Below are 24,847 nucleotides of genomic sequence, written 5' to 3' on the forward strand. Positions count from 1 at the left end.
CGCGCCGCGAGCGCGACGGCGGTGAGCTCGCGGCTCCAGACCGAACGTCGGATCGCCCTGGTCAAGGGCGCGACCGGTGCATACATCGCCGTGGAGCTCGACTCGGACGATGTCGAGGTCGCGCGCACAGAGCTCTCTCCGACCGAGATGCCGGTGTGGGTGGCCGAGCAGGAACGCGTCGATCCGCCCCGGTGGGTGATCCGCAGCGCCCGAGAGATCTACCCCGTGCTGCTCGCCTCGGGTGTTCTTCTCGGCCGATCGCACGACCTGGTGCTCTGCCACGCGATCCTCCGCGACACCGACACCGTCGCTCGTCCGCTCGCACCGTCCGCATCGTGGGTGCGACGCGAACCCGTCGACGACGCACCGGCATTGTTCGAGGTCGCCGAGCACAGCGATTCGCACGACCCCGTGGCGGATGCGCTCGATCAGTACCGCGAGCAGCGCCGAGTCCTGCGCGACAGCAAGGACGGGCGGCTGACCCTGCTCACGTCGGCCGAGTCGGCGGGTGGCCTCATCGCCGAGGAGATGCGCGCTGCCGGCCTGCCGTGGAACGAGTCCGTGCACGACGGCATCCTCACCGAGATCCTGGGCACTCGACCGATCGCGGGTGGCCTTCCCAGCCGCATGGTGGCTCAGGGCGAGAGGGTGCGCTCGATCCTCAGCGACCCCACGCTCAACCTCGAGAGCCAGCCGAAGCTGCTGCGCGCTCTGCACCGCGTCGGCGTGCAGGTCGAGTCGACGAGCCGGTGGGAACTCGCCCAGCACAGCCACGCCGTGGTCGAACCGCTCCTGGCCTACAAGAAGCTGTCTCGGCTGCTGAGCGCCAACGGGTGGGCCTGGCTCGCCGAGTGGGTGCACGACGGCCGGTTCCGACCGATCTACATCACGGGCGGTGTCGTGACGGGACGATGGGCATCGGCGGGTGGCGGCGCCCTCCAGCTGCCGCGCAATCTGCGCGCCGCCGTGCGCGCTGACGACGGATGGACGCTCGTCGTCGCGGATGTCGCGCAGCTCGAGCCGCGGATGCTGGCCGGCATGGCCGGTGACCGCGCGATGGCCCGGGCGGCCCAGGGCAAGGACCTCTATGAGGGTGTCGTCGAGTCCGGCGCGGTTGCCACGCGAGAGGAGGCCAAGTACGCCGTCCTCGGGGCGATGTACGGCGCGACCACCGGTGACAGCGGCAGGTTGGTCCCTCGATTGCGCAAGGTGTACCCGCGCGCGATGGCCCTCGTCGACCGCGCCGCCCGTTTCGGAGAGGACGGGGGAGTCGTCTCGACGTGGTTGGGACGATCGTCTCCTCGCCCGTCGACGGAGTGGGAGGCGATGCAGGCTGCGGCTACGGGCGCGGATGCCGACCCTGCCGAGGTCGCCCTCGCCCGGCGTCGGGCCCGCGACTGGGGCCGCTTCACGCGCAACTTCGTGGTGCAGGGGACCGCGGCCGAGTGGTCGTTGATCTGGCTGGCTGAGATCAGGCATCGCCTGCAACTGCTCCCCGTCGCGGAGCGCGAAGCTCCGGCATCCGGGATCTTCGGCTCCCGCGCGCACCTGGCCTTCTTCCTGCACGACGAGGTGATCCTGCATGTCCCGCAGGAGCAGGCGGATGCTGCGGCCGACGCGGTGCGCGAGGCCGCGGCTGTGGCCACCCGCCGCCTCTTCGGCAACTTCCCGATCGACGTGCCGCTCGATCTCCGCATCGCGGAGTCGGCGGAGAAGTAGCGCAGCCTGGTCGTAGACTGGAGCTGTGAATGGGTCGACTGGACGGCCGCGTGGCGGGCAACCGCACCGAGGAACGTCCGGGCTCCTCAGGGCAGGACGGTGGGTAACGCCCACCCGGAGCAATCCGCGAGAAAGTGCCACAGAGAGCAGACCGCCCCGCAAGGGGTAAGGGTGAAAGGGTGGTGTAAGAGACCACCGGGGGCCATGGTGACATGGCCCGCCAGGTAAACCTCGTCCGGAGCAAGGTCAGACAGAGGATGTTGACGCGGCTCGCCGAGTCCTCGGGTAGACCGCTAGAGTGCCACGGCAACGTGTCGCCGAGAGAGATGGCCGTCGAAGGGGCGAAGAACCCCGGAACAGAACCCGGCGTACAGGTCGGCCCATTCGCACCCACCTCCTGAGCAGGGCCGCGCTGGCTTCCTGGCCGGATGCTCGATAGCGTTCGGGCATGTCGAACCGTTCTGCCGCCACGACGCTCCTCGCGGCTCTGTCACTCGCAGCGCTCAGCGGGTGCACCGCCACGATGCCTGAGGTCGCAGCGACCACGGCAGCCGTTCAGCCCGCGGCTGTGCCGACGCCGAGCGACACGCCCGCGCCGACACCGACCCCACCCGCAGAGGCGAGTCGCTGCACGGTGCTGTCGATGATCTCGATCCCGGGATACAGCGAGGGAGACGAGGAACCCACCTTCTACGCGACATGGAACGGTGTCGCACCGGTGGACAACGGCGAGACCCACTTCGCTCGCGGCACGGTCACGCATACGGCAGACGGGCTCATCTCGACTTACACGGTCGCGGCGGGGGATGCGCCATCCGCCGTGAGGGAGCGGCTGTGCACGGACGTCTATGCGGCGATGACCTACAGCCGTCTGGGTTCGATGCTGTACCCCGGTGATGTGCTCACGCTGGGACCGGGAGCCATGGAGCCGCTCGTGACGGAGCCGTTCGTGAGGGAGCCGCAGCGTCAGTGAGAGCGGGGCGATCGCAGTTGCATTGCCGAGCAAGTCTTTTGCTTAGCTAGTTATCTTGATATGTTGTGCGCGTGACCGCGACTTCTGGGTCACCTGCCAGCAGGTCCCCAGCATGCTGGCGAGCGCCCCGCGAATTCCCCAGGTTCCCCGGGGCGCTCTTTTCTCTCGCTCACGGCATCGGCGTGGTCGTCACGCCAGACGGTCCTGCCCCGGCTGATCCTTTCGGGGCATGGAATCTTCGAGCTTCCTGCGCGCGAGGTTACGTCGCACCAGTGGCCAGAACAGCACGAGAGCGCCGGTGGCGACGAGGCTCGTCCAGACCTGGGTGCGACCCCCTTCGCTGAACATCATCACGACGATCACCGCGGCGATGCACGCGATCAGGAGCACGTTCAGCCAGGGGTGCAGCCACATCTTGAGTTTCAGGTTCGCCACCTCTTCCGGCGTCATCTTCTGGCGGAGTCGCCACTGTGTGACGGCGATGAAGACGTACACGAACAGTGCGACCAGGCCCGCGGAGTTCATGATGAAGTCGAAGATGCCCGATCCCGGGGTGAAGAAGTTCACGAGCGTTGCGATCAGGCCGCCGCTGGTCGAGGCGAGCAGCGCCATCACCGGGACGCCGCTCTTCGACCGCTTCGCCACGATCTTCGGCGCGAAGCCCTGCTCGGCGAGGGCCGCGAACATGCGCGACGCCGAGTACAGGCCCGAGTTGAGCACCGAGATCACCGCCGTGAAGATCACGAGCTGCATGATGATGCTCGCGCCCGGGATGCCGAACTGCTCGAGGGCGTAGGTGAAGGGCGCGTTGGCGACGTCGGTCGGCACAGGCAGTTCGTTCCAGGGCACCACGGTGACGATGATGAGCACCGAGCCGACGAAGAACAGCAGGATGCGCCAGATGATCGTGCTCGTCGCCTGACGGATGCCCTTGGCGGGATCCTCCGATTCGGCGGAGGCCATGACGGCGATCTCGGTGCCGAAGTACGAGAAGATCACCAGGGCCACACCCGTGAACGCGACTCCGAAGCCGTTCGGGGCGAATCCGCCGTGTTCCCAGAGGTTGGAGATCGACACCTCCGAGTTCGGCCACAGGCCGAAGGCGAACAGCAGACCCGCGCCGAGGAAGACGACGATCGCGAGCACCTTGACGCTGGCGAGCCAGAACTCCACCTCGCCGAACGCGCGCACCGAGATGATGTTCGTGCCGACGAAGATGCCGATGAGGATCAGCGACCAGGCCCATGACGGCACGGCGGGGAACCAGCTCGCCATCGTCTCGCCGCCCAGCACCGCCTCATACGCGAGGACTCCGACCCAGAAGTACCAGTACAGCCATCCCACGAGGTAGGCGGCCCAGTTGCCGAGGCCCACTCGCGCATATTCCATGAACGAGCCGATCGCCGGGCGCGACGCCGCCATCTCGCCCAGCATGCGCATGGCGAGGAAGACGAGCAGGCCGCCGATGAGGTACGACAGCACGGCGGCCGGACCCACGGCGCGGATGACATTCCCGGATCCGACGAACAGGCTCGCGCCGATGATGCCGCCGAGGGTGATCATGGTGACGTGACGCGACCGCAGCTTCTTCGCCTGTGGTCTGTCGACGGGCACCATCCCGGCTGTCGTCTCCGGCGATACCGGCCGGTCCCATGATGATTCGGATGGTTCGTTCATCTCGACGCTGCCTTTCATTGCCGTCCGGTCTCACCGTCGAGGCGCAGACGGGCGGGGTGCCATAGTGTCACGTCGCCGGGCCGCCGCGCGGGTGATCCGGTGAGACGCGCCGCAATCCCGGACGCGACGAAGGCCCCGCCGGATCGGCGGGGCCTTCGTCGTCTCTGAAGTCGGGGAATCAGTCGCCGGCGAGCGAAGCCGCGCCAATGATGCCGGAGTTGTTGCGGTGGATCGCCGGGACGATCGGTGTCTTGAGGTCGAGAAGCGGGAGGAAGTCACCGGCGTTCTTCGACACTCCGCCGCCGACCACGAACAGGTCGGGGCTGAAGAGGAACTCGATGTGCGAGTAGAACTTCTGCAGACGTTCCGCCCACTCCGCCCAGCTGAGTCCCTCGCGCTCGCGCGCCGAGGTGGCTGCATACGTCTCGACCGACTCGTACTCGCCGAAGTTCAGGTGGCCGAGCTCGGTGTTCGGCAGCAGGACTCCGTCGTACAGGAATGCCGAGCCGATGCCCGTGCCGAGGGTCGTGAGCAGCGTGAAGCCGCGCACATCCCGCGCCGCGCCGTGGCGGGCCTCCGCGACGCCGGCGGCATCCGCATCGTTGACGAAGACGATGTTGCGCCCGAGCCCGTCGCGGAAGAACCGCTCGGCGTCGAAGTCGATCCATTCCTTCGAGACGTTGGCGGCCGAGAGCGTCTTGCCGCGCTTGACGATCGCCGGGAACGCCACGCCGAGGGGAAGAGTCGTGTCCTTGACGTCGAGCGTCTTCAGAACCGTCTGCACGGCCTGCAGGACGTCCTGCGGTGATGCGCCCTCAGGAGTGGGTACGCGTACCCTGTCCGAGGCCATGGTGCCGTGCTCGAGGTCGACCAGACCTGCCTTGATACCCGTGCCGCCGATGTCGACGCCGATCGCTTTTGCCATGCTGGTTAGCTTAGCGACCACGCTCAGCGCCAGTAGGATCGATGACACCACGTGAAGAAGGGGATCGGCCATGTCGAACGGCGATGAGAAGTACTGGTACAACCTGGAGACCGGCCAGGTGGAATTCGGCATGATCTCCGCATCGGCCGACCGCGTCGGCCCCTTCGACACCGAGGCTGAGGCGTCTCGGGCTCCAGAGAAGCTCAAGGAGCGTTCGCGCGCCTGGGCTGAGGAGGAAGCAGCCGAGAGCGGCTGGGACGCCGGTATCGGCAAGGCCGAGTGACCGTGGACAAGCAGAGGGATTTCGTCCTAAGGACGATCGAAGAGCGCGGCGTCAAGTTCGTCCGCCTGTGGTTCACCGATGTCATCGGCACGCTCAAGTCCGTCGCCATCGCGCCGGCCGAGGTTGAGGGCGCATTCGCCGAGGGCATCGGATTCGACGGCTCGGCCATCGAGGGCCTGACCCGCAGCTACGAGTCCGACCTGCTCGCCCAGCCCGACCCCACCACCTTCCAGACCCTGCCGTGGCGCGGCGAGATCGACCCGACCGCGCGCATGTTCTGCGACATCACGACGCCGGACGGCCGTCCTGCCGTCTCCGACCCCCGCCATGTGCTCAAGCGCACGCTCGCCAAGGCGGCGGATGCCGGATTCACGTTCTACACGCACCCCGAGATCGAGTTCTACCTCCTCAAGTCGTCGTCGTTCGGCCCTGAGGGTCCGGTTCCGGTCGACTCCGCCGGCTACTTCGACAACGTTCCCGGCGGCACGGCGCACGACTTCCGCCGCCGTTCCGTGCGGATGCTCGAGGATCTCGGCATCTCCGTCGAGTTCAGCCACCACGAGGGCGGCCCGGGTCAGAACGAGATCGACCTGCGCTACGCGGACGCGCTGACGATGGCCGACAACGTCATGACCTTCCGCACCGTCATCAAAGAGGTCGCGATCGAGCAGGGCGTCTACGCCACCTTCATGCCGAAGCCGCTGAGCGGTCACCCCGGAAGCGGCATGCACACGCACATGTCGCTCTTCGAGGGCGAGCGCAACGCGTTCTATGAAGAGGGCGCCAAGTACCAGCTCTCCAAGACCGGACGACACTTCATCGCCGGCCTGCTGCGACACGCCAACGAGATGGCGGCGGTGACCAACCAGTTCGTGAACTCCTACAAGCGGCTCTGGGGCGGCGACGAGGCTCCGAGCTTCGTCACCTGGGGCCACAACAACCGCTCCGCTCTGGTGCGCGTGCCGATGTACAAGCCCAACAAGGGCGGTTCGTCGCGTGTCGAGTACCGCGCGCTCGACTCGGCAGCCAACCCGTATCTCGCGTACGCCCTCATGCTCGCGGCCGGCCTCAAGGGCATCGAGGAGGAGTACGAGCTGCCTCCCGAGGCCGAGGACAACGTGTGGTCGCTCAGCGACGCAGAGCGCCGCGCGCTCGGCTATTCTGCGCTTCCGGCGAGCCTCGACCACGCGCTCGAGTACATGGAGAGCTCCGAACTCGTCGCCGAGACCCTCGGCGAATCGGTCTTCAACTACGTGCTGCTCAACAAGCGCAAGGAGTGGGAGGCCTACCGCGGCCAGGTCACTCCGCTGGAGCTGAAGAACAACCTCGAGCTGCTCTGAGCGTCGCCGATGGCCCGTTCGGACGACTCTGTCTCTCTCTCCGCGCTGGCCAGGCTGGGGTTCGCCGAGCTCAGTGAGGCGGCGGCGAATCTCACTGAGCTCGCGACCCTGATCGGAGTCGAGCGCTCACTTCTGCTCAGCGAGGCGGACGCGGCCGACCCCGATGCGGCGGTCGAGGGGATGCTGCGCGTGGCACGGCGCGATGCGGCCCCCATCGCCGCCCTGTTCACCGACCAGCGGGCGCGCCGACGTGCGTGGCGGGTGTTCGGGGCGTCGCAGGGCTTCGCCGACTTCTTCCTGCGGCATCCGACCGAGATCTCGGTGCTCGGCGACACGTCCACCGAACTGCCGTCTGCGCACGAGCTGCGCGATCGGATGCTCGAGGCCGTCGGAGCGCGCGACGGATTCGCCGAGTCGGGCGATGACAGCGCGGTGGTCACGCTGCGTGTGGCGTATCGCCGCAACCTCGCTCTGATCGCCGCGATCGACCTGACGGCGCACAATCCTGTGCGCATCGTCGCGGATGTCGCCGCCGCGCTGGCCGATATCGCGGGCGCGGCGCTGGAGGCGTCTCTGGCGATCGCGCGTCGGCGCTTGGTCGACACGATGAGTCGCGAGCAGGTCGCGGCCACGCAGCTGGCGATCATCGGCATGGGCAAGGCGGGTGCACGCGAGCTGAACTACGTCAGCGATGTCGATGTGATCTTCGTCGGCGGAACCGCAGACGAGGACGCCGTCCCGGAGTCGCGCGCGATCGACATCGCGACCCGTCTCGCGAGGGAGACGATGCGAGGACTGAGCGGCATCGAGGTCGAGCCCCCGCTGTGGGAGGTCGACGCCGCGCTCCGTCCCGAAGGCAAGCAGGGCGCGCTCGTCCGGTCGCTCGGCTCGCACCTGGCCTACTACGACCGCTGGGCGAAGAGCTGGGAGTTCCAGGCGCTTCTGAAGGCGCGACCCCTCGCGGGCGATGCGGAGCTCGGCGCCGAGTACATCGCCGCCGTGCAGCCGAAGGTCTTCTCCAGTGCCGCGCGTGAGAACTTCGTCGACAGCGTGCAGCGCATGCGCGAGCGGGTCATGGAGCACATCGACCCCGAGGATGCCCCGTACCAGCTCAAACTCGGCTCGGGCGGCCTGCGGGACATCGAGTTCACCGTGCAGCTGCTGCAGCTCGTGCACGGCCTCACAGACCCCCGTCTGCGCACGCGGGGCACACTCGAGAGCCTCGACGCCCTGGTGGAGGGCGGCTACATCGGCCGGGCCGAGGCTGCGTCTTTCGCCGATGACTACTGCGTGCTGCGGTTGATGGAGCACAGGTTGCAGCTCCGCGAGCTCAGCCGCACCCACCTGATGCCCCGCACACCGGCGGGCCTCCGGGTGCTCGCGCGCAGCACCGGCCTGGGCGAGTCCGGTGAAGCGATCTGGGCGCGCTGGGAGAGCGTGCGGCGGGAGGTGCGCGACATCCACACCCGCCTGTTCTACCGGCCTCTCCTGAGCGCTGTGGCGGCGCTGCCGGAAGAGGAGCGCACGCTGTCCACGGCACAGGCGCACGACCGGCTCATGGCGATCGGCTTCCGGGATCCGGCCGGCGCCCTGCGCCACATCGGTGCACTCACCACCGGATTGAGCCGCAAGGCGACCATCCAGCGGCATCTCATGCCCGTGATGGTGCGCTGGTTCGCCGACGGCAGCGACCCCGACTATGCGTTGATCGCGTTCCGTCGCATCAGCGAACGCCTCGGCGACACTCCCTGGTTCCTCCGGATGCTGCGTGATTCCTCGGGCGCTGCCGAGAGCCTGACGCGCCTCCTCTCGTCGTCGCGCTACGTCGGCGAGCTCATGGAGTGGATACCCGAGTCCGTCGCCTGGCTCGACAGCAGCGAGCTGCTGCGGCCCCGCAGCGGGGCCGCTCTCGACGAGGAGGCCAGGGCCATCCAGACGCGGCACAGGAACGTCGGCGACGCGCTGCAGGCGGTGCGAGCGCTGCGGCGGCGCGAGCTGCTGCGAACGGCGATGGGCGGCGTCCTCGACGTGCTCTCGATCGAGCAGATCGCGACGTCCCTGACCGAGATCACCGACGCGACGATCCAGGCGGCGCTGCGCGCGGTCCGCCGCGAGATCGTCCCGCTCGACGATGAGGCGCTCGACTTCGCGGTGATCGGCATGGGGCGGTTCGGGGGAGCGGAGCTGGGCTTCGGCTCCGATGCCGACATCCTCTACGTGTACGACGCGAACGGCGTCGATCCGCAACGCGCGCAGACGCTCGCCACGCGCATCGTCGCCGGCCTCCGAGAGCACCTCACCGACCACCGTGTGCCGTTGGACCTCGATGCCGATCTCCGTCCGGAGGGACGCAACGGACCCGTCGTCCGATCGATCGACGCGTATGCGGAGTACTACCGGCGCTGGTCGCTCTCCTGGGAGGCTCAGGCACTCCTGCGGGCGAGAGGCGTGGCGGGCAGCGCGACTCTCATCGAGAAGTTCACCGCCCTCGCCGACAGCATCCGCTACCCCGCCGAGATCGACCTGCAGGGAACCCGCGAGATCAAGCGCATCAAGGCGCGAGTCGAGGGGGAGCGGCTGCCTCAGGGAGTCGATCCTCGTCGACACCTGAAGCTCGGTCCGGGCACGCTGAGCGACGTCGAGTGGCTGGTGCAGCTGCTCCAGCTGCAGCACGCCCATGACGTACCGGCCCTGCGCACCACGTCGACGCTCACGGCGCTCCAGGCGGCCGTCGACGCAGGCTACGTTCCCGCCGAATCCGCCGATCTCCTCCGGGCCGCGTGGCTGCTGTCGAGCCGTCTGCGATCTGCGATCACCCTCTACACGGGCAAGACGAGCGACGTGCTCCCGACGGATCCGCGCGACCTCGACGCCATCGGTCGGCTGCTCGGGTACCCCGACCGTTCGGCGAGCATTCTCGACGACGACTACCTCGGCGTGACCCGGCGTGCGCGCCGGGCATTCGAGCAGCTCTTCTACGGCTAGCCTGGCTCCATGACGATCTCGAAGCTCGGTGTGATCTGGAACCCCTCGAAGGTCGATGGGGACTCGCTGCGCGCAGCCGTCGCCGAGACCTTCGTCTCCGACGGTGTCGGCACTCCTGTCGAGTGGTGGGAGACCAGCATCGAGGACCCGGGGCGGGGAATGGCCGCCGAAGCTGTGGCCGCAGGCTGCGACGTGGTGATCGCCGTCGGCGGCGACGGCACCGTCCGGGCGGTCGCTGAATCGTTGGCGGGCACGGACGCCGCGCTGGGCATCGTGCCGCAGGGCACGGGCAACCTGCTCGCGCGGAACCTCGAGATCCCCCTGAACGACATCCCCGCCGCGTTGGTTCGGGTGCGCGACGGCGAGCCGCAGCGGATCGACATGGGCTGGGTCGACCACGACGGCACCGAGCACGCGTTCGTGGTGATGGTCGGTTTCGGCATCGACGCGCAGATGCTGGTCGAGACCGACGAGGACCTGAAGAACCGAGCCGGATGGATCGCCTACGTCGAGGCGATGGGACGTGCTCTCGCCGGCACCGAGATGACCGACATCACCCTGACGCTCGACGATCAGGAGCCGCAGGGGCTTCGCGGTCACACCATGCTGATCGGCAACTGCGGCATGCTGCAGGGCGGCATCCGTCTCCTGCCGGATGCAGTGCTCGACGACGGGTTGCTCGACATGCTGCTCGTGAGCGCCGAAGGGCCCCTCCAGTGGCTCGACACCGTCCGTGCCTTCGTGTGGGAGAACGGCATCCGTCGCATGATGGGCAATGTCGACACCGCTGTGAGCACCGACTCGACGACGCACATCTCCGCGGAGCGGGTGCGCGTGCAGCTCGCGTCACCGCAGATGTTCGAGATCGATGGCGAAGAGGTCGGACACATCTCCGACTTCACCGTGCGGGTCCAGCCCGCCGCCCTCACCGTTCGCTGAGGGTTCCCGGTGGGACGACCTTGCTGTCCTGCGTCGGGAAGACGACCTTCTGCACGATGATGATGATGCTCGCGGCGACGGGGATGGCGACGAGTGCGCCGAGGATCCCGCCGAGTGCGCCACCGGCGACGGCCGCGATCACCACGAGTGCTCCGGGAACGGCGACCGCCTTGTTCATGATTCGCGGGGACAGGACGTATGCCTCGATCTGCATGTAGACGAGGTAATAGCCGAACGCGATGAGAGCGGTCACCGGGCTCACGATGAGGCAGATCAGCGCATTGATGATCGAGGCGCTCAACGTTCCGACGAGCGGGATCATCGAGCCGATGAAGGCGATCAGCGCGAGAAGCGCCGGCACGGGGGCTCCGATGATGCTCAGCACGATCAGGCTCAGGATGCCGTTGATGAGCGCCAGGCTGGCCTGCCCCATCACGTAGCGCCCGACGGCGCCGGAGACGTCTTCGAGGAGCCCTCCGAAGGTGTCGCGCTGGTAGGACGGGACGAAGCGCACCGCGACGCGCTTCATGCTGCGCAGCGAGGCCATGAAGTACAGGGTCAGGATGAGCACGATGGTGACGCCGGTGAAGCCGCCGGCGATGCCGGCGCCGACCGCGAAGACTCCGCCGCTGATGTTGAGGATGTTGCCCGGATCCTGGACGAAGCTCAGCACGCCCTGCGCCGCGTCGTCGAAGGTGGAGCCGAACTGCTCGCTCACGTCCTTGAACCAGGCGCTGGCCATGAAGTCCTCGACCATCTTCGGGCCGTCCTGGATCAGGTTGGTCACCTGCTCGATGAGAAGAGGCACGATGGCCAGGATGATGCCGGCGAAGACCAGGATCACGACGGACACGACGATGGCGACGGCGGCCGGGCGAGGGAGCTTGCGTTCGATGAACGAGACGATCGGGTCGAGCCCGAGTGCGAGGAAGATCGCCACCCCGATGTAGACCAGCACCGTGGCGAGCTGGTTGACGATTCCGCCGAGCATCAGCGCGACGAGCACACCCAGAGCACCGAGGAGGCCGAACATGAACGGGTTGATCCGGGCGATCGCCGCCGCCGCTGTCTTCGGCTGCGCGGGAGGAGTCTCGGTGGTGTGGACCCTCTTCGGCTGCAGCCTGTCGTACTTGCGGCGCATGATGGCCCCCCACTTGTGTTCATTCGGACCCCTCAGTTGACCAGTAGGGGCGGGTGAAAGCAAGCGCGACACGGTCGTGCGGGTGCCGGATCCCCCATGCGGGGGATGCGGTGACCGCGAGGCGTTCGTACGGTGGATGACATGGAGGATGCAGAGAAGGATTCGCGGAAGAAGCCGCAGAACGGTCTTGCAGTCGGCCTCGGCCTGGGCATCGCCGTCGGTGCGGGGCTCGGACTCACCGTGTTCGACAACCTCGCACTCGGAATGGGCCTCGGTCTCTCGATCGGCGTCGCGATCGGCGTCGCGGTGGATTCGCGCGCCGGCGAGTGAGAACTTCCGCGACCGCGGGGATGCCCTGGGCTCGCGTAGTCTTCAGAACATGGCGAAGCGGGGTGGACGGGGTGCACGGTGGCGGTACCGCCGCGAGTGGCTGCTGACTGCGGTGTCGGCGCTGCTCTTCGCCTACATGGTCGGGCTCGTGCTGGTCACGCTGGCCTGGAGCGTCGCGTACTCCCTCCCGCAGTGGATCCTCATCGGAGTCATGGTGACCGGGTCGGCCGTGCTGCTCGCATGGCAGGTGCGCAAGGTCCGCGGGCTTCGACGCAGCCACGACCGGTGAGCTCGGCGCCGCCGTCCGTCGCCCAGGGCTACACCGTAGCGGGCGCGTAGGCCCATCCCGGCCCGGCTCGAACGGGCAGCCTCCCTCTCCGAAAAACTGGACGCGGAGCCGGGGTGAGCTCACGCGCCTAGGGCGGGACCGAGAAAGACTCTACGCGAGACGCACAGAGAGCCCGCCAGGCATGGCCTGACGGGCTCTCTGTGCGATTCGGCGGACCTACCCCCGGAATCCCGCGGGATCTGGTTACACCCCGAAGTACAGCTCGTACTCGAACGGATGCGGGCGCTGAGCCATCGGCAGGATCTCGTTCTCGTACTTGTACGAGATCCAGGTCTCGATGAGCTCCTCGGTGAAGACGCCACCCTCGAGGAGGAACTGGTGGTCCTCCTTCAGTGCGTCGAGCGAGTCGAGCAGCGAGTTCGGGACCTGCGGGATGTTCTTCGCCTCCTCGGGGGGAAGCTCGTAGAGGTCCTTGTCGACGGGCTCGTGCGGCTCGATGCGGTTCTTGATGCCGTCGAGGCCGGCCATGAGCTGCGCGGCGAAGGCGAGGTACGGGTTGCCCGATGCGTCAGGCGCGCGGAACTCGATGCGCTTGGCTTTCGGGTTGGAGCCCGTGATCGGGATGCGGATGGCAGCCGAGCGGTTTCCGGCCGAGTAGACCAGGTTGACCGGAGCCTCGAAGCCCTTGACCAGACGGTGGTAGCTGTTCAGGGTCGGGTTCGTGAAGGCGAGCAGCGCCGGAGCGTGCGCCAGGATGCCGCCGATGTACCAGCGAGCGATGTCGCTGAGCTGACCGTAGCCGGCCTCGTCGTAGAAGAGCGGCTTGCCGTCGTTCCACAGCGACTGGTGCGTGTGCATTCCCGAGCCGTTGTCGCCGTACAGCGGCTTCGGCATGAAGGTGGCGACCTTGCCCCACTCTTCGGCGGTGTTCTTGACGATGTACTTGAACTTCAGGATGTCGTCCGCCGAGTGCACCATGGTGTCGAAGCGGTAGTTGATCTCCTGCTGGCCGGCGGTGCCGACCTCGTGGTGCGAGCGCTCGAGGATGAACCCGGCGTCGATCAGCTTCAGGGTGATGTCGTCGCGCAGGTCAGCGGTCTTGTCGACCGGGCTGACGGGGAAGTAGCCACCCTTGTACGGGGTCTTGTTGGCGAGGTTTCCGCCCTCTTCCTCACGACCGGTGTTCCACGCGGCCTCTTCGGAATCGACCTTGTAGAAGCTCTCGCCGGCGGTGACCGAGTAGCGCACGTCGTCGAAGATGTAGAACTCGGCCTCGGGGGCGAAGAACGCCGTGTCGGCGATGCCGGTGGAGGCGAGGTACTTCTCGGCCTTCTTCGCGACCTGGCGCGGGTCCTTCGAGTAGATCTCTCCCGTGCGCGGGTTGTAGATGTCGAAGATCATCACGAGGGTGCTCGCCTCGCGGAAGGGGTCCATGTATGCCGTCGTGACGTCAGGGATGAGCTGCATGTCGGACTCGTGGATGCTGGCGAAGCCACGGATCGAAGAGCCGTCGAACAGCTGTCCGTCCACGAAGAAGTCCTCGTCGACAGTGGCCGCAGGGATGTTGAAGTGCTGCTGAACACCAGGGAGATCAGTGAATCGGATGTCAAGGAACTTGACGTCGTTCTCCTTGATGTAGGTCAGCACCTCGGACGAATCTTTGAACATGTACGACTCCTGGATTGCGGATCGATGGCTTCACGGCCATTGTGCACAGTACGTGCGGGGCGTTACCCCACGGTATCCGCTTTGTTTCGAGCATGTTACGCGCCGGTAGGCTGGATACGTGACGGACGCTGTGAACACGTACCCCGGAGAACGACTCGGAATGCCGCAGACGGGGACGGGCAGCATCGCCCGCCCTGGACGGCGAATCGGGGCCCTTCTCATCGACTATGTGGCTGCGACGATCATCGCCACCGGGTTCCTCGGCTACGACCAGTTCGCACTGCCCGCCGAGGCCGGCCTCACCATGTTCGCGCCGATGGCGGTCTTCGCCCTGCTGCAGATCCTCTTCATCCCGACGGCCGGCGGAAGCCCCGGGCACCGTATCCTCGGCATGCGCGTGGTACGTCTGGGCGGCGGCTGGGTGGGGATCTGGCGTCCGATCGTCCGCACGCTGCTGATCATCATCGTGATCCCGGCGGTCATCTGGGACGCCGATCAGCGAGGAATCCACGACAAGGTGACGGGACTCGTGCTCATCCGCGCCTGATCGGGCTCACTCCTTGCCGCGATTACGGCGTCTGGCCTCGCGCGGAGCGCGACCGCCGAGGAACGAACGGGCAGGGTCGACGATATAACCCTGTCGCAGCGCTTCGCGACCGATGAGCATGCGGAAACCCATCTCGTCCCGGTTGCTCAGCGTGACCTCCGCGAGCACCTCCCGGTCATGCAGACGGATCAGCATCTCGACGACGAGTCGCTCCTGGGCATGGCCCGATGAGCTGCGCACGGCGCGGCGATCATGCACAGGGGACTCGACGATGACGGCATCCTCCTGGCTGTCCTGCCAGGGCTTCACACGGAACCGAACCCACGACACGCCGTCGCGCTCGAACTCCTGGATCTGGAATGCGTGCAGCGAAGAGGTGCGCGCGCCCGTGTCGATCTTGGCTTTGAGCCAGTCGACTCCGAGATCAGGCAGGCTCACCCATTCTCGCCACCCGATAAGGGTGTTTGAATGGGATGACTTACTCACCCGACCATCCTGGCAGGAAATCCCCCGTGAAGATCGCAGTGCTCTCCCGCGCGCCGCAGGCGTACTCCACCCAAAGGCTGCGCGCCGCTGCGCTCCAGCGCGGTCACAACGTCAAGGTGCTCAACACGCTGCGATTCGCGATCGACCTCACCGCAGACGAGCCGGACCTGCACTACCGGGGCCGTCAGCTCAGCGACTACGACGCGATCCTGCCTCGCATCGGCAACTCGATCACCTACTTCGGCACCGCCGTCGTGCGCCAGTTCGAGCAGATGGACGTCTACACGCCGAACACGGCGAACGGGATCTCGAGCGCGCGGGACAAGCTCCGCGCGAATCAGATCCTCTCGCGCCACAACATCGCGATGCCTCCCACGGCCTTCGTCCGCAACCGTGCGGACGTCCGTCCGGCGATCGAACGCGTCGGGGGTGCTCCTGTCGTCATCAAGCTCCTCGAGGGCACGCAGGGGATCGGTGTGATCCTCGCGCCGCAGGTGAAGGTGGCCGAGGCCATCATCGAGACGCTGCACTCGACCAAGCAGAACGTGCTGATCCAGAAGTTCATCTCCGAGAGCCGCGGGCGCGACATCCGCGCTCTCGTCGTGGGCGACCGCGTGGTCGCCGCGATGCGGCGATCGGCGGCGGGTGACGAGTTCCGCTCGAACGTCCACCGTGGAGGCTCGGTGGAAGCCGTCGAGCTCGATCCGATCTACGAGCGCGCAGCCGTGCGCTCAGCCCAGATCATGGGGCTCCGCGTCGCCGGAGTCGACATGCTCGAAGGCGACGACGGCCCGCTCGTCATGGAGGTCAACTCGTCGCCTGGCCTGCAGGGCATCGAGACGGCCACGAAGCTCGACGTCGCAGGCGCCATCATCGACTACATCGCCGGCCAGGTCGCATTCCCCGAGATCGATGTGCGTCAGCGCCTGACCGTCTCCACGGGATACGGGGTCGCCGAGCTGATGGTGCACGGAGCTGTCGACCTCGTCGGCAAGACACTCGGCGAAGCCGGACTGTGGGAGCGCGACATCACCGTGCTCACGCTGCACCGCGGCGTCTCCGTCATCCCGAACCCGCGCAAGCACGTCGTCCTCGAGGCCGAGGATCGGCTCTTCTGCTTCGGCAAGCTCGACGAGATGCGGTCGATGGTTCCGGAACGTCGCCGTCGCCGCGCGAAGGTCCGTCGCCTTCCGCGTCAGCCGCTGTCGGAGTGAACGACGAAGCGCGGCCGCCCTCGCGATGAGGTGCGGCCGCGCTTCTGCGTGTGCGGGGGTCAGCTCAACGCGGACGCTGCGCCCTGACCTTGGTGGGGTCGATGCCCTTCGGGATAGGGAGCGACGAGATCGACTGCGACACGGACTCGATGCGTCGGATGACGGCACCCATGGTGGCCTTGTCGATGACCTTCGGAAGCTTCTTGATGGTCTTTGCGAGGTCGGCGATCGCGACGTCGTCGTCGCCGTGGCCGACGTAGAGCACCGTGACCGGCACGCCGTGGGCCACACGGGCGGCCTTGCTGCGCTCATCGTTGACCAGTCGGGTCAGACGGCCGCGGGAGCCCTCTCCGACGACCACGACCCCGCCGCGACCCACGGTGCGGTAGACGGCATCCTGCGTCTTCGGGTTGATGCCGACCGGCGTCTCGGATCCCTGCCAGTTGCGGCCGAGGCTCGTGCTCAGTACGTGGCCCGTGGCGCCGGGCATGCCGTCGATCTTCTGGTACATCGCAGAAGTCGACAGGCGCGTCATCAGGAACATCGCGCCGAGCAGGCCGAGCATCAGACCGGAGATGCCCCAGAGGATGAGAGTCCACACCTGGAACGGCGGGATCAGGTAGCCGACGATGAGGCCGATGAGGACACCGATGACCAGCAGCGCGATCTGGGCCCAGGGCAGCCAGGGGTAGATCTCCCTCGTGAACTTGAAGAGGGACTTGATCTGGGAGAAGAATCCCGGACGCTTCTCGGGCGCGGACGTGCGGTTTGCCATGTGCATAAGAATACCGACTCCGGGGTGCGCTGATGGCGTCGTTCGCGTCGGGCGGATTCGGGCGCCTCGTCTTCTCCTGCACACGCGGCCGATTCGTGCGCATGCGTGCACATCATGCGATGTCTGCGTGGGAGCGCCGTGCGATGCGATGACATGGGGGAATGGCGGAGACGGAAACGAAGGCGAGCGGTGCGGCACTGGTGCCTGGTGCGCATCGGACGATCAGGAGGATCGACGCGGACGAGGGGCCGTACGCGGGAACGCTGGTCACCCGAGGCGCGGCGATGGCCGTTCTGGTGGACTCCGCCTCGATCAGCGGGTGGGCTGGGTGGGACCACGCCGGTGACGACCACGTCGCGGGGCCGCTCGACATCGTGCGGCGCGCCGACGGGCACGACGCGCTGCTCCCATGGTGCACCGAGAGGGTCGCGACGTTCGTCGGTCGTCGCGCGGCAGCCGGCGTCGCGCTCGGCTCCGGGGAGATGACGACCCTGGTCGCCAGCATCCTGCGAGGTCTCGGTGAGCTCGGACGGACCGACGAGCACGAACACACGGGTGGCTGGTGGCTCACGGATGACGGGCGACCGACTTTCGTGATCGGCGCAGGCGAGACGGCACGGACGGCAGCGGCGGGTCTCGTCGCGCGGATTCGCGAGGACTGCGTCGACCGCGCACTCGGTCGCCTGCTCGTCACGATCGAGGAAGGGCTGAGCGCTGCCACAGGACGGCCGGGGATGCCGATGCGACAGCTCGAGGGGTGGGAGGCAGAGCTGTTCGATACCGCGGCGCCGAAACCGCTGAGACGCGATGTGCATGCGCCTGAGCTGGCGAGAAGTGCGGACGCAGCGATCCGCGCAGCGGTCGTGCGACCCGACGAGCGAAGTCGGATGAGAACCCGTGCCACTCGACCTATGGCGGATAGCCGCGTGCGCGCTGTGACGTCTCGCGTCGTCGCGCCCTTGCTGCGTCGCCTCGACCTCTGGCGGGGTGCGATGCTCCTCGTGGTCGCGCGCCGGCATCGGAGAGACGCGGATCGAGCACGCGCCGCTCGCGTCGACAGGAGGATGGAGGCCCCCACAGGGGGCGTCCGAACCCCCGTGCGACGTGGGCGGAGGGCGATCGTCGCTGCGGCTGCGGCCGTAGCGGTGCTCGCCGGCGGACTTCTCTGGCCTGGGGGAGCGACAGGGGAACCGGGCGACGGGGGTGCCACGGCGGTGCCGACGAGCGGTCGGGACGCGGAGCAGATCGACTCTGCGTCTGCCGATCCTTCACCGGCGGCGACGCCGACGGCACCCGAACCGAAGCCGGACGAGTCCCCGAAGGGATCACCGCCCGAGCGAGCCGATCCGGAGGATCCGGTCGAGGCGGCGCACCACCTCATCGACGCGATCAGGACCTGTGCGGCGAACGACGACGCGGTCTGTGCCGAAGCGGTCGCTCAGGGGTCCATCGGGGTCGCGGACGCATTGGCGGAAGGTGAGGAAGCATTACAGCTCGAACCCGTGGACGAGTACGGGGATGTCGCCGTGATCCGAGCTTCTGCGTCGGGAGGGGAAGAGGACGGGGCGGAGTCCGCCGCTGGGGAGCGGATGGTCGTACTCGTCCGGGTGGCAGAGAAATGGCTGGTCCGCGACGTGTACGACGTCGCGGACCAGCCAGGATGATGCGGTGGTCAGGCTCCGAGCTGAGCGGCGAACTGCGCCGACTCGAGGCGGGCCTTCACAGCACCGAGGAAGCGAGCGGCGTCTGCTCCGTCGATGATGCGGTGGTCGTACGAGAGAGCGAGGTACACGTACGAGCGGACGGCGATCGCGTCTGCGCCGCCGACCTTGACGAGACCGGGGCGCTTGACGACCGTTCCGGTGCCGAGAATCGCCGACTGCGGCAGGAAGACGACCGGAGTGTCGAACAGCGCGCCACGCGAACCCGTGTTGGTCAGCGTGAACGTGCCGCCGGCGAGCTCGTCGGGCTTCAGCTTGTTGTCGCGCGTGCGTGCCGCGAGGTCGGCGATCTCATGCGCGATCTCGGCGATGTTCTTCGACGCGGCGTCGCGCAGCACCGGCGTGAGCAGACCGCGCTCGGTGTCCACGGCGATCGAGACGTTCTCGGACTCGGGGTAGACGATCTGCTCGCCGTCGACCGTGGCGTTCACGATCGGGAAGGCACGCAGAGCCTCTGCGGCAGCGAGGGCGAAGAACGGCAGGAACGACAGCTTGTCGCCCGTCTTCTCGAGGAAAGACGCCTTGACGCTGTCGCGGTACTCCGCCAGAGCGGTCACATCGACCTCGACGACCGTCGTGAGCTGTGCGGTCTGCTGCATCGACTCGACGGCGCGCTTGGCCAGAACCTTGCGCAGGCGCGACATCGGCTGCGTGGTGCCACGCAACGGCGAGACCTCGAGCGGAGCGGGCGCAGCAGGGGCGGCCGCAGCGGCGGGTGCCGCCGACGCGCTCTCTGCGGCCTTGAGCACATCTTCCTTACGGATGCGTCCGCCGACGCCGGTACCGGTGACACTGGCCAGGTCGACGCCCTGCTGCGAAGCCAGACGGCGCACGAGCGGGGTCACGTACAGGTTGTCGCTCTCGGTCGGGAGGGACAGCTTCTGCTCGGCCGGAGCCGGAGCCGGAGCCGGAGCCGGAGCCGGAGCCGATGCCGCCGCGGGCGCGGGCTCGGACGGCGCTGCCGCCGGGGCGGGGGCGACAGGTGCGGACGCACCCTCGCTTGCCGGAGCCTGCTGCACGGGGGCCTCTGCCGCGGGAGCAGCAGGTGCCTCTGCCGCAGATGCGGGAGTCTCGGTGGGAGCGGCAGGAGCCTCGGCGGCCGGAGCCTCCGCAGCCGGTGCGGCGGCGGGAGCTGCTCCAGAACCGACACGAGCAAGCACAGCGCCGACCTCGACGGTCTCGTCTTCGGCGGCGACGATCTCCTGCAGCACGCCGGCGACGGGCGAGGGGATCTCGGTGTCGACCTTGTCGGTCGAGATCTCCAGCAGGGCCTCGTCGACCTCGACGGTGTCGCCGATCTGCTTGAGCCAGCGGGTGACGGTGCCTTCGGTCACACTCTCGCCGAGTTCGGGGAGGACGATGTCCGTAGCGTCGCCAGCAGGGGCAGCGGCCGGAGCAGCCGGGGCAGCGGGCGCAGCTTCGGCAGCAGGAGCGGGCTCCGAAGGGGCCTCGGCCTGCGGTGCTGCAGCCTGAGGTGCCTCGTCCGCGGCCGGCGCTGCGGCTGCAGGAGCATCCTCGGCAGGAGCAGCGGCGCTGCCGTCGCCGATACGCGCGAGGAGCGCGCCCACCTCGACGGTCTCGTCCTCGGCGACGAGGATCTCCTCGATCACACCGGTGACGGGCGAGGGGATCTCGGTGTCGACCTTGTCGGTCGAGATCTCGAGCAGGCCCTCATCCGCCTGAACGGTGTCTCCCACCTGCTTGAGCCAGCGGGTGACGGTACCCTCTGTGACGCTCTCGCCGAGAGGGGGGAGGACGACGGATGTGCTCATGACTGAGTCTCCTTCAGGAAGTTAAATGACGCGTGTCTAGCTTAGTGAACTGTTCACCGGTTGGTGTTCAGAGGGCGTGCAGCGGCTTTCCGGCGAGGGCGAGGAAGGCTTCACCGAGCGCCTCGCTCTGTGTGGGATGCGCATGGATCAGGGGGGCGATGTCCTCGGGGTGGGCCTCCCACGCGACGGCCAGCTGGCCCTCGGTGATGAGCTCGCCCACTCGGTCGCCGAGCAGATGGACACCGATGACGGGCCCGTCCTTGAGTCGGACCACCTTCACGAGGCCGGCTGTGCCGATGATCTCGCTCTTGCCGTTGCCGGCGAGGTTGTACTCGTACGCCACGACAGCATCGGCGCCGTGCTCGGCGACGGCAGCCTCCTCCGTGACGCCGACCGAGGCGACCTCGGGGCTCGAGTACGTGACCTTCGGGATCTGGATGTCGGGGACGTGCGCGGGGGAGAGACCGGCGATGCGTTCCGCGACGGCGATGCCCTGCTGGAAACCGCGGTGAGCGAGCTGCAGACCGGGCGTGATGTCTCCGACGGCCCAGAGCCCGGGCACACCGGTGCGCAGGTCCTGATCGACCGTGACGAAACCACGATCGAGAGTCACGCCGGCCTCTTCGAAGCCGAGGTCGGCCGTGACCGGACCTCGTCCGACCGCCACGAGAAGGTAGTCGGCGGTGAACTCCTTGCCGTCCTCCAGCGTGACGGTCACCGAGCTGTCGTCCTGCGTGGCGCTCTGGTAGCGGATGCCGAGGGAGTACTGGATGCCGCGGCGGCGGAATGCCCGTTCGAGGCCCTTGCTCATCGCGATGTCCTCGTTGGGCACCAGGTGCGGCAGCGCTTCGATGATGGTGACCTCGGTGCCGAACGAACGCCAGACGCTGGCGAACTCCACGCCGATCACGCCGCCGCCGAGCACGAGCACGCGCTCGGGGATCACGTCGAGCGACAGCGCCTGTTCGCTGGTGAGGATCCGCCCGCCGATCTCGAGTCCCGGGAGGGTCCGGCTGTACGAGCCGGTGGCGAGGACGACATCGGCGCCGACGTAGACGTCGTCGCCCACGCTCACCGACCGGTCGGCGTTCAGGCGACCGAAGCCGGCGACGGTCGTGATGCCGCGGGCCTTCACCAGGCCCTCGAGGCCCTTGTACTTCTTCGCGACGATCCCCTCGCGGTATGCGCGCACCCCGGCGGGGTCGATTCCGTCGAGGGTCGCGGAGATGCCGACGTGGGCGGCGTCTCGCACATGCTCGGCGACCTCGGCCGCGTGCAGCAGCGCCTTCGTCGGGATGCAGCCGCGGTGCAGGCAGGTGCCGCCGACCTTGTCCTTCTCGATGAGCGCGACGGACTTGCCGAGCTCGCTCGCACGCAGAGCGGCGGCGTACCCGCCGCTGCCTCCGCCCAGGACGACGATGTCGAAGGTGTGCGTGGTCATGGTCATGCCTCCTTGTGGGATGCTTCGGCGAACGCGATGATCGACCGGACCATCGCTCCGGTGGGGCCCTTGTCGGTGAAGCCGTAGGGTGCGCCGTTGTGCTCGCCGGAGCCGGCGATGTCGAGGTGCACCCACGGGATGCGCGGGGCGTCCTTCTCGTCGGAGACCCGGCCGACGAAGCGGCGCAGGAAGAGGCCGGCGTACGACGCCCCACCCATCCGATCGCTCATGTTGGCGTTCTGCATGTCGGCGATGGGGGAGTCCAGCGAGTCCTCCATGTAGGCCGGGAGCGGCATGTGCCACGCGAGCTCATCGGCGGCGTCGGCGGCGGCGAGGAACTCCGCGACGGCGTCGTCGTCACCGAACACGCCGGTGTGGCGGTGCCCGAGAGCCATCACGATCGCTCCGGTGAGAGTCGCGACGTCGATGATGACGTCGGGGTTCTCGCGGCTGGCCGCGACGAGGCCGTCGGCCATGACCAGGCGCCCCTCTGCATCCGTGTTCGGAACCTCGACGGTCGTGCCGTCGAGGATGCGGATGACGTCTCCCGGACGCAATGCACGACCTGATGGCATGTTGTCGGTGATGCAGAGCCAAGCGGTGACGTGCACGGGCAGGGCGAGAGCGGCGATCGCCCGCAGTGCTGCGACGCTCGTCGCGGCACCGGCCATGTCGAACTTCATGCCGACCATCGAGGCCGCCGGCTTGAGCGACAGCCCGCCGGTGTCGAACGTGATCCCCTTGCCGACGAGTGCGATGTGACGCGTGGCGTTCGCGGGTGCGTAGTCGAGACGGACGAGGCGCGGCGGCCTGTCGGAGCCCTGCGCGACGCCGAGGATACCGCCGAAGCCCTGTTCGGCGAGCGACTTCTCGTCGAGGATCTCCACCGAGACATCGGCCAGCCCGTCGACGCTGTCGGCTGCGCTCTGTGCGAGCTGGGCCGGGCTCTGCCACTCGGCCGGGACGAACACGAGATCCTTGATGAGGGCCATCGCCTCGCCGACGGCGATGGACCTGGAGAGTGCGGACTCGTCGAGGTCGGCATGCAGCAGGACGGAAGACGCGCGGGTCTTGCCCGACTCCTTGCGGTAGCCGTCGAACCGGTAGCCGCCGAGCACGGCGCCCTCTGCGGCAGCGGCCGCGAACTGCTCGAGACCGGGAGCCAGGGCCACCGAGACCGTCTCGAAGCCGGTCAGAGACCGGAGGGCTGTGCCTACGGCGTTGCGCACGGCGGAGGCATCGGGCTCACGGCCCACGCCGACGACGGCGAACGGCAGGGTCGTGACCTCGGGGGCGTAAGCCCGCGTGAACGACGAGGCCGAGCCGGTGTGGCCGACGGCCTGCAGGGAGTCGGCGAGTCCGGGGTAGCCGGTCAGCGACTCTGCGGAGTCCGAGATCTCGGGGATGACCAGCACTGCGGCGTCTGCAGCGCTTCCTGGGAACTGATCTGTGGTGCGCGAGAGCGCGGGAAGCGTCATACCTCCATCCTAGGAGGGTCGCGCGCCCGGGCGCCGAGCGGGTGTTCGCTCTCAGCTTGAAGGTCACCGCCCGGCCGTCCGAAGCTGCTCGTAGCATTGACTCATGCCCTTCTCCGGAGAGATCCATGAACGTGTAGCGAACGCACCGGTCGTGCCGCGCGGACTGCCCCTTGTCCTGCTCCTGACGGGTTTCACCGACGCAGGCAGCGCCGTCTCCGGGCTCATCGAGCACCTTCGCGAGACGACGTCGCCCGAGCCGATCGCCGTCTTCGACAACGACGTGCTGCTGGACTACCGCGCCCGCCGCCCGGTGATCTCCTTCGACCAGGATCACCTGACCGAGTTCCGTCCTGCCCGGCTGGAGCTCTCGCTGGCGACCGACGCCCTCGGCCAGAAGTTCCTCCTCCTCGCCGGTTACGAGCCGGACTTCGCCTGGAACGAGTTCGCGCGCACCGTGCTCGAGCTCGCCGACGAATTCGAGGTCTCCGGGCTCAACTGGGTGCACTCGATCGCGATGCCGGTCCCGCACACCCGCCCCATCGGCACGACGGTGAGCGGCAACCGCCGTGAGCTCACCGTGGCTCACTCGGTATGGCGCCCGCGCACCCAGGTGCCGGCCACTGCGGGGCATCTCCTCGAATTCCGCTTCGCGGAGCACGGTGAGCGCGTCGTCGGGTTCGTGCTGCTCGTACCGCACTACCTCGCCGAGACCGAGAACCCCGACGCCGTGATCGCGGCAGCCGAGAAGCTGATGGCCGCCACAGGCCTGGTCATCCTGCTCGATGAGGTGCAGGAGCGCCGCCAGGACTACCTCACGCGCGTCGACGACCAGGTGCTGGGCAACGATGAGCTGCAGCAGATGGTGCAGGGGCTCGAGCGCCGCTACGACGCGTATATGGCCGGTCGTGATCCTGAGGACGGGTCGTACGACGAGGGCGGATTCAACGAGCGCGACCTGCCGAGCGCGGATGAGCTCGCCGCAGAACTCGAGCGCTACCTCGCCTCGCGCCCCAGCGGCGACGAGGACAAGCCGGGTCGCGGCTGACATCGAGCGAGCGAACTTGGGCGGATTGCACCTGCATGCCCACACGTGTGCGATACTAGGACTCTGACCCGTTGTCAATCGATCTTTCCGGAGATCGGA

General features: G+C 67.8%; 21 protein-coding genes and 1 other RNA gene. 13 read left to right on the top strand and 9 right to left on the bottom strand.

The annotated features are described in order from the left end of the window. Positions 1-21 precede the first annotated feature (21 nt). The 3 genes from QRN21_RS17140 (at position 22) to QRN21_RS17150 (ending at position 2,692) form a co-directional block, all read left to right on the top strand. A complete protein-coding gene (locus QRN21_RS17140; RefSeq protein ID WP_233277324.1) occupies positions 22-1,719 on the top strand; it encodes a bifunctional 3'-5' exonuclease/DNA polymerase in 1,698 nt (565 codons plus the stop codon). A gap of 30 nt (positions 1,720-1,749) precedes the next feature. After that, an RNA gene (gene rnpB, locus QRN21_RS17145) (RNase P RNA component class A) lies at positions 1,750-2,106 on the top strand. Positions 2,107-2,167: 61 nt separating this feature from the next. Continuing rightward, on the top strand, positions 2,168-2,692 hold the full coding sequence (locus QRN21_RS17150; protein ID WP_285365433.1) for a hypothetical protein: 525 nt from the start codon (positions 2,168-2,170) through the stop codon (positions 2,690-2,692). A gap of 189 nt (positions 2,693-2,881) precedes the next feature. On the opposite strand, the gene QRN21_RS17155 is transcribed toward QRN21_RS17150, so the two are convergent. Together QRN21_RS17155 and ppgK are read right to left on the bottom strand one after the other, a co-directional pair. Beyond that, positions 2,882-4,369 (bottom strand): amino acid permease, encoded by a 1,488-nt coding sequence (locus QRN21_RS17155; protein ID WP_285365435.1) that lies wholly within the window; start codon positions 4,367-4,369, stop codon positions 2,882-2,884. 178 nt (positions 4,370-4,547) lie between these two features. Continuing rightward, the gene (ppgK, locus tag QRN21_RS17160) at positions 4,548-5,294 is read right to left on the bottom strand and encodes a polyphosphate--glucose phosphotransferase (RefSeq protein WP_053096292.1); all 747 of its coding nucleotides are present in this window, start codon (positions 5,292-5,294) and stop codon (positions 4,548-4,550) included. A gap of 70 nt (positions 5,295-5,364) precedes the next feature. On the opposite strand from ppgK, the gene QRN21_RS17165 reads away from it, so the two are divergent. The 4 genes from QRN21_RS17165 to QRN21_RS17180 are packed head-to-tail and all read left to right on the top strand — an operon-like array spanning position 5,365 to position 10,841. Further along, the gene (locus QRN21_RS17165; RefSeq protein ID WP_053096290.1) at positions 5,365-5,577 is read left to right on the top strand and encodes a hypothetical protein; all 213 of its coding nucleotides are present in this window, start codon (positions 5,365-5,367) and stop codon (positions 5,575-5,577) included. A 2-nt stretch (positions 5,578-5,579) separates the two neighbouring features. After that, complete coding sequence (gene glnA / locus QRN21_RS17170) at positions 5,580-6,917, top strand: type I glutamate--ammonia ligase (RefSeq protein WP_042541155.1); 1,338 nt, start codon at positions 5,580-5,582, stop codon at positions 6,915-6,917. 9 nt (positions 6,918-6,926) lie between these two features. Then, positions 6,927-9,902, top strand: a complete 2,976-nt coding sequence (locus QRN21_RS17175; RefSeq protein WP_285365437.1) for a bifunctional [glutamine synthetase] adenylyltransferase/[glutamine synthetase]-adenylyl-L-tyrosine phosphorylase — start codon at positions 6,927-6,929, stop codon at positions 9,900-9,902. Positions 9,903-9,911: 9 nt separating this feature from the next. Then, positions 9,912-10,841 (top strand): diacylglycerol/lipid kinase family protein, encoded by a 930-nt coding sequence (locus QRN21_RS17180; RefSeq protein WP_053096286.1) that lies wholly within the window; start codon positions 9,912-9,914, stop codon positions 10,839-10,841. Here the strand turns inward: QRN21_RS17180 and QRN21_RS17185 are convergent. Beyond that, positions 10,828-11,982 carry an AI-2E family transporter gene (locus QRN21_RS17185; protein WP_082586596.1) on the bottom strand — a complete coding sequence of 385 codons (1,155 nt, stop codon included), beginning with the start codon at positions 11,980-11,982 and terminating at the stop codon, positions 10,828-10,830. The two genes, QRN21_RS17180 and QRN21_RS17185, sit on opposite strands and share 14 nt — an antisense overlap. Before the next feature lie 141 nt (positions 11,983-12,123). Here QRN21_RS17185 and QRN21_RS17190 point away from each other — a divergent pair, with 141 nt between their 5' ends. Together QRN21_RS17190 and QRN21_RS17195 are read left to right on the top strand one after the other, a co-directional pair. Further along, entirely contained in the window at positions 12,124-12,312 is a 189-nt protein-coding gene (locus QRN21_RS17190) for a glycine zipper domain-containing protein (protein WP_285365439.1), read from the top strand. Positions 12,313-12,361: 49 nt separating this feature from the next. Beyond that, positions 12,362-12,601, top strand: coding sequence for a hypothetical protein (locus tag QRN21_RS17195; RefSeq protein ID WP_285365440.1), 240 nt, complete (start codon positions 12,362-12,364; stop codon positions 12,599-12,601). Positions 12,602-12,844: 243 nt separating this feature from the next. On the opposite strand, the gene glnA (QRN21_RS17200) is transcribed toward QRN21_RS17195, so the two are convergent. Then, entirely contained in the window at positions 12,845-14,269 is a 1,425-nt protein-coding gene (glnA, locus tag QRN21_RS17200) for a type I glutamate--ammonia ligase (protein WP_053096279.1), read from the bottom strand. A gap of 160 nt (positions 14,270-14,429) precedes the next feature. Here glnA (QRN21_RS17200) and QRN21_RS17205 point away from each other — a divergent pair, with 160 nt between their 5' ends. After that, positions 14,430-14,816 (top strand): RDD family protein, encoded by a 387-nt coding sequence (locus QRN21_RS17205; RefSeq protein ID WP_150115179.1) that lies wholly within the window; start codon positions 14,430-14,432, stop codon positions 14,814-14,816. Positions 14,817-14,822: 6 nt separating this feature from the next. Here QRN21_RS17205 and QRN21_RS17210 read toward each other — a convergent pair whose 3' ends face one another. Further along, positions 14,823-15,302, bottom strand: a complete 480-nt coding sequence (locus tag QRN21_RS17210) for an ATP-dependent zinc protease family protein (RefSeq protein WP_053096276.1) — start codon at positions 15,300-15,302, stop codon at positions 14,823-14,825. A gap of 26 nt (positions 15,303-15,328) precedes the next feature. On the opposite strand from QRN21_RS17210, the gene QRN21_RS17215 reads away from it, so the two are divergent. Then, positions 15,329-16,516 carry a RimK family alpha-L-glutamate ligase gene (locus tag QRN21_RS17215; protein ID WP_053096274.1) on the top strand — a complete coding sequence of 396 codons (1,188 nt, stop codon included), beginning with the start codon at positions 15,329-15,331 and terminating at the stop codon, positions 16,514-16,516. Between the two features lie 64 nt (positions 16,517-16,580). Here the strand turns inward: QRN21_RS17215 and QRN21_RS17220 are convergent, their stop codons facing one another. Beyond that, positions 16,581-17,291 (bottom strand): DUF4191 family protein, encoded by a 711-nt coding sequence (locus QRN21_RS17220; RefSeq protein WP_053099128.1) that lies wholly within the window; start codon positions 17,289-17,291, stop codon positions 16,581-16,583. A gap of 161 nt (positions 17,292-17,452) precedes the next feature. On the opposite strand from QRN21_RS17220, the gene QRN21_RS17225 reads away from it, so the two are divergent. Beyond that, complete coding sequence (locus tag QRN21_RS17225) at positions 17,453-18,955, top strand: hypothetical protein (protein WP_285365441.1); 1,503 nt, start codon at positions 17,453-17,455, stop codon at positions 18,953-18,955. An 8-nt stretch (positions 18,956-18,963) separates the two neighbouring features. On the opposite strand, the gene sucB is transcribed toward QRN21_RS17225, so the two are convergent. The 3 genes from sucB to QRN21_RS17240 form a co-directional block, all read right to left on the bottom strand. After that, positions 18,964-20,784 (bottom strand): 2-oxoglutarate dehydrogenase, E2 component, dihydrolipoamide succinyltransferase, encoded by a 1,821-nt coding sequence (sucB, locus tag QRN21_RS17230; RefSeq protein WP_285365443.1) that lies wholly within the window; start codon positions 20,782-20,784, stop codon positions 18,964-18,966. A gap of 67 nt (positions 20,785-20,851) precedes the next feature. Then, positions 20,852-22,225 (bottom strand): dihydrolipoyl dehydrogenase, encoded by a 1,374-nt coding sequence (lpdA, locus tag QRN21_RS17235; protein ID WP_285365445.1) that lies wholly within the window; start codon positions 22,223-22,225, stop codon positions 20,852-20,854. A 2-nt stretch (positions 22,226-22,227) separates the two neighbouring features. After that, positions 22,228-23,703 carry a leucyl aminopeptidase gene (locus tag QRN21_RS17240; RefSeq protein WP_285365446.1) on the bottom strand — a complete coding sequence of 492 codons (1,476 nt, stop codon included), beginning with the start codon at positions 23,701-23,703 and terminating at the stop codon, positions 22,228-22,230. Between the two features lie 103 nt (positions 23,704-23,806). Here QRN21_RS17240 and QRN21_RS17245 point away from each other — a divergent pair, with 103 nt between their 5' ends. Next, a complete protein-coding gene (locus QRN21_RS17245; RefSeq protein WP_053096264.1) occupies positions 23,807-24,748 on the top strand; it encodes a proteasome assembly chaperone family protein in 942 nt (313 codons plus the stop codon). The last annotated feature ends 99 nt before the right edge of the window (positions 24,749-24,847 follow it).

Origin of the sequence: Microbacterium sp. LMC-P-041, assembly GCF_030209555.1 — a bacterium.
Lineage (GTDB): Bacteria > Actinomycetota > Actinomycetes > Actinomycetales > Microbacteriaceae > Microbacterium.

Bases quoted from the DNA above. Each gene is read 5' to 3' on its own strand.
- QRN21_RS17190 (WP_285365439.1), top strand. From the start codon at position 12,124: ATGGAGGATGCAGAGAAGGATTCGCGGAAGAAGCCGCAGAACGGTCTT.
- glnA (WP_053096279.1), bottom strand. From the start codon at position 14,269: ATGTTCAAAGATTCGTCCGAGGTGCTGACCTACATCAAGGAGAACGAC.
- QRN21_RS17205 (WP_150115179.1), top strand. From the start codon at position 14,430: ATGCCGCAGACGGGGACGGGCAGCATCGCCCGCCCTGGACGGCGAATC.
- QRN21_RS17155 (WP_285365435.1), bottom strand. From the start codon at position 4,369: ATGAACGAACCATCCGAATCATCATGGGACCGGCCGGTATCGCCGGAG.
- QRN21_RS17185 (WP_082586596.1), bottom strand. From the start codon at position 11,982: ATGCGCCGCAAGTACGACAGGCTGCAGCCGAAGAGGGTCCACACCACC.
- QRN21_RS17150 (WP_285365433.1), top strand. From the start codon at position 2,168: ATGTCGAACCGTTCTGCCGCCACGACGCTCCTCGCGGCTCTGTCACTC.
- QRN21_RS17245 (WP_053096264.1), top strand. From the start codon at position 23,807: ATGCCCTTCTCCGGAGAGATCCATGAACGTGTAGCGAACGCACCGGTC.
- QRN21_RS17225 (WP_285365441.1), top strand. From the start codon at position 17,453: ATGGCGGAGACGGAAACGAAGGCGAGCGGTGCGGCACTGGTGCCTGGT.
- QRN21_RS17220 (WP_053099128.1), bottom strand. From the start codon at position 17,291: ATGGCAAACCGCACGTCCGCGCCCGAGAAGCGTCCGGGATTCTTCTCC.
- QRN21_RS17165 (WP_053096290.1), top strand. From the start codon at position 5,365: ATGTCGAACGGCGATGAGAAGTACTGGTACAACCTGGAGACCGGCCAG.
- QRN21_RS17240 (WP_285365446.1), bottom strand. From the start codon at position 23,703: ATGACGCTTCCCGCGCTCTCGCGCACCACAGATCAGTTCCCAGGAAGC.
- QRN21_RS17180 (WP_053096286.1), top strand. From the start codon at position 9,912: ATGACGATCTCGAAGCTCGGTGTGATCTGGAACCCCTCGAAGGTCGAT.
- sucB (WP_285365443.1), bottom strand. From the start codon at position 20,784: ATGAGCACATCCGTCGTCCTCCCCCCTCTCGGCGAGAGCGTCACAGAG.
- lpdA (WP_285365445.1), bottom strand. From the start codon at position 22,225: ATGACCACGCACACCTTCGACATCGTCGTCCTGGGCGGAGGCAGCGGC.
- ppgK (WP_053096292.1), bottom strand. From the start codon at position 5,294: ATGGCAAAAGCGATCGGCGTCGACATCGGCGGCACGGGTATCAAGGCA.
- QRN21_RS17195 (WP_285365440.1), top strand. From the start codon at position 12,362: ATGGCGAAGCGGGGTGGACGGGGTGCACGGTGGCGGTACCGCCGCGAG.
- QRN21_RS17175 (WP_285365437.1), top strand. From the start codon at position 6,927: ATGGCCCGTTCGGACGACTCTGTCTCTCTCTCCGCGCTGGCCAGGCTG.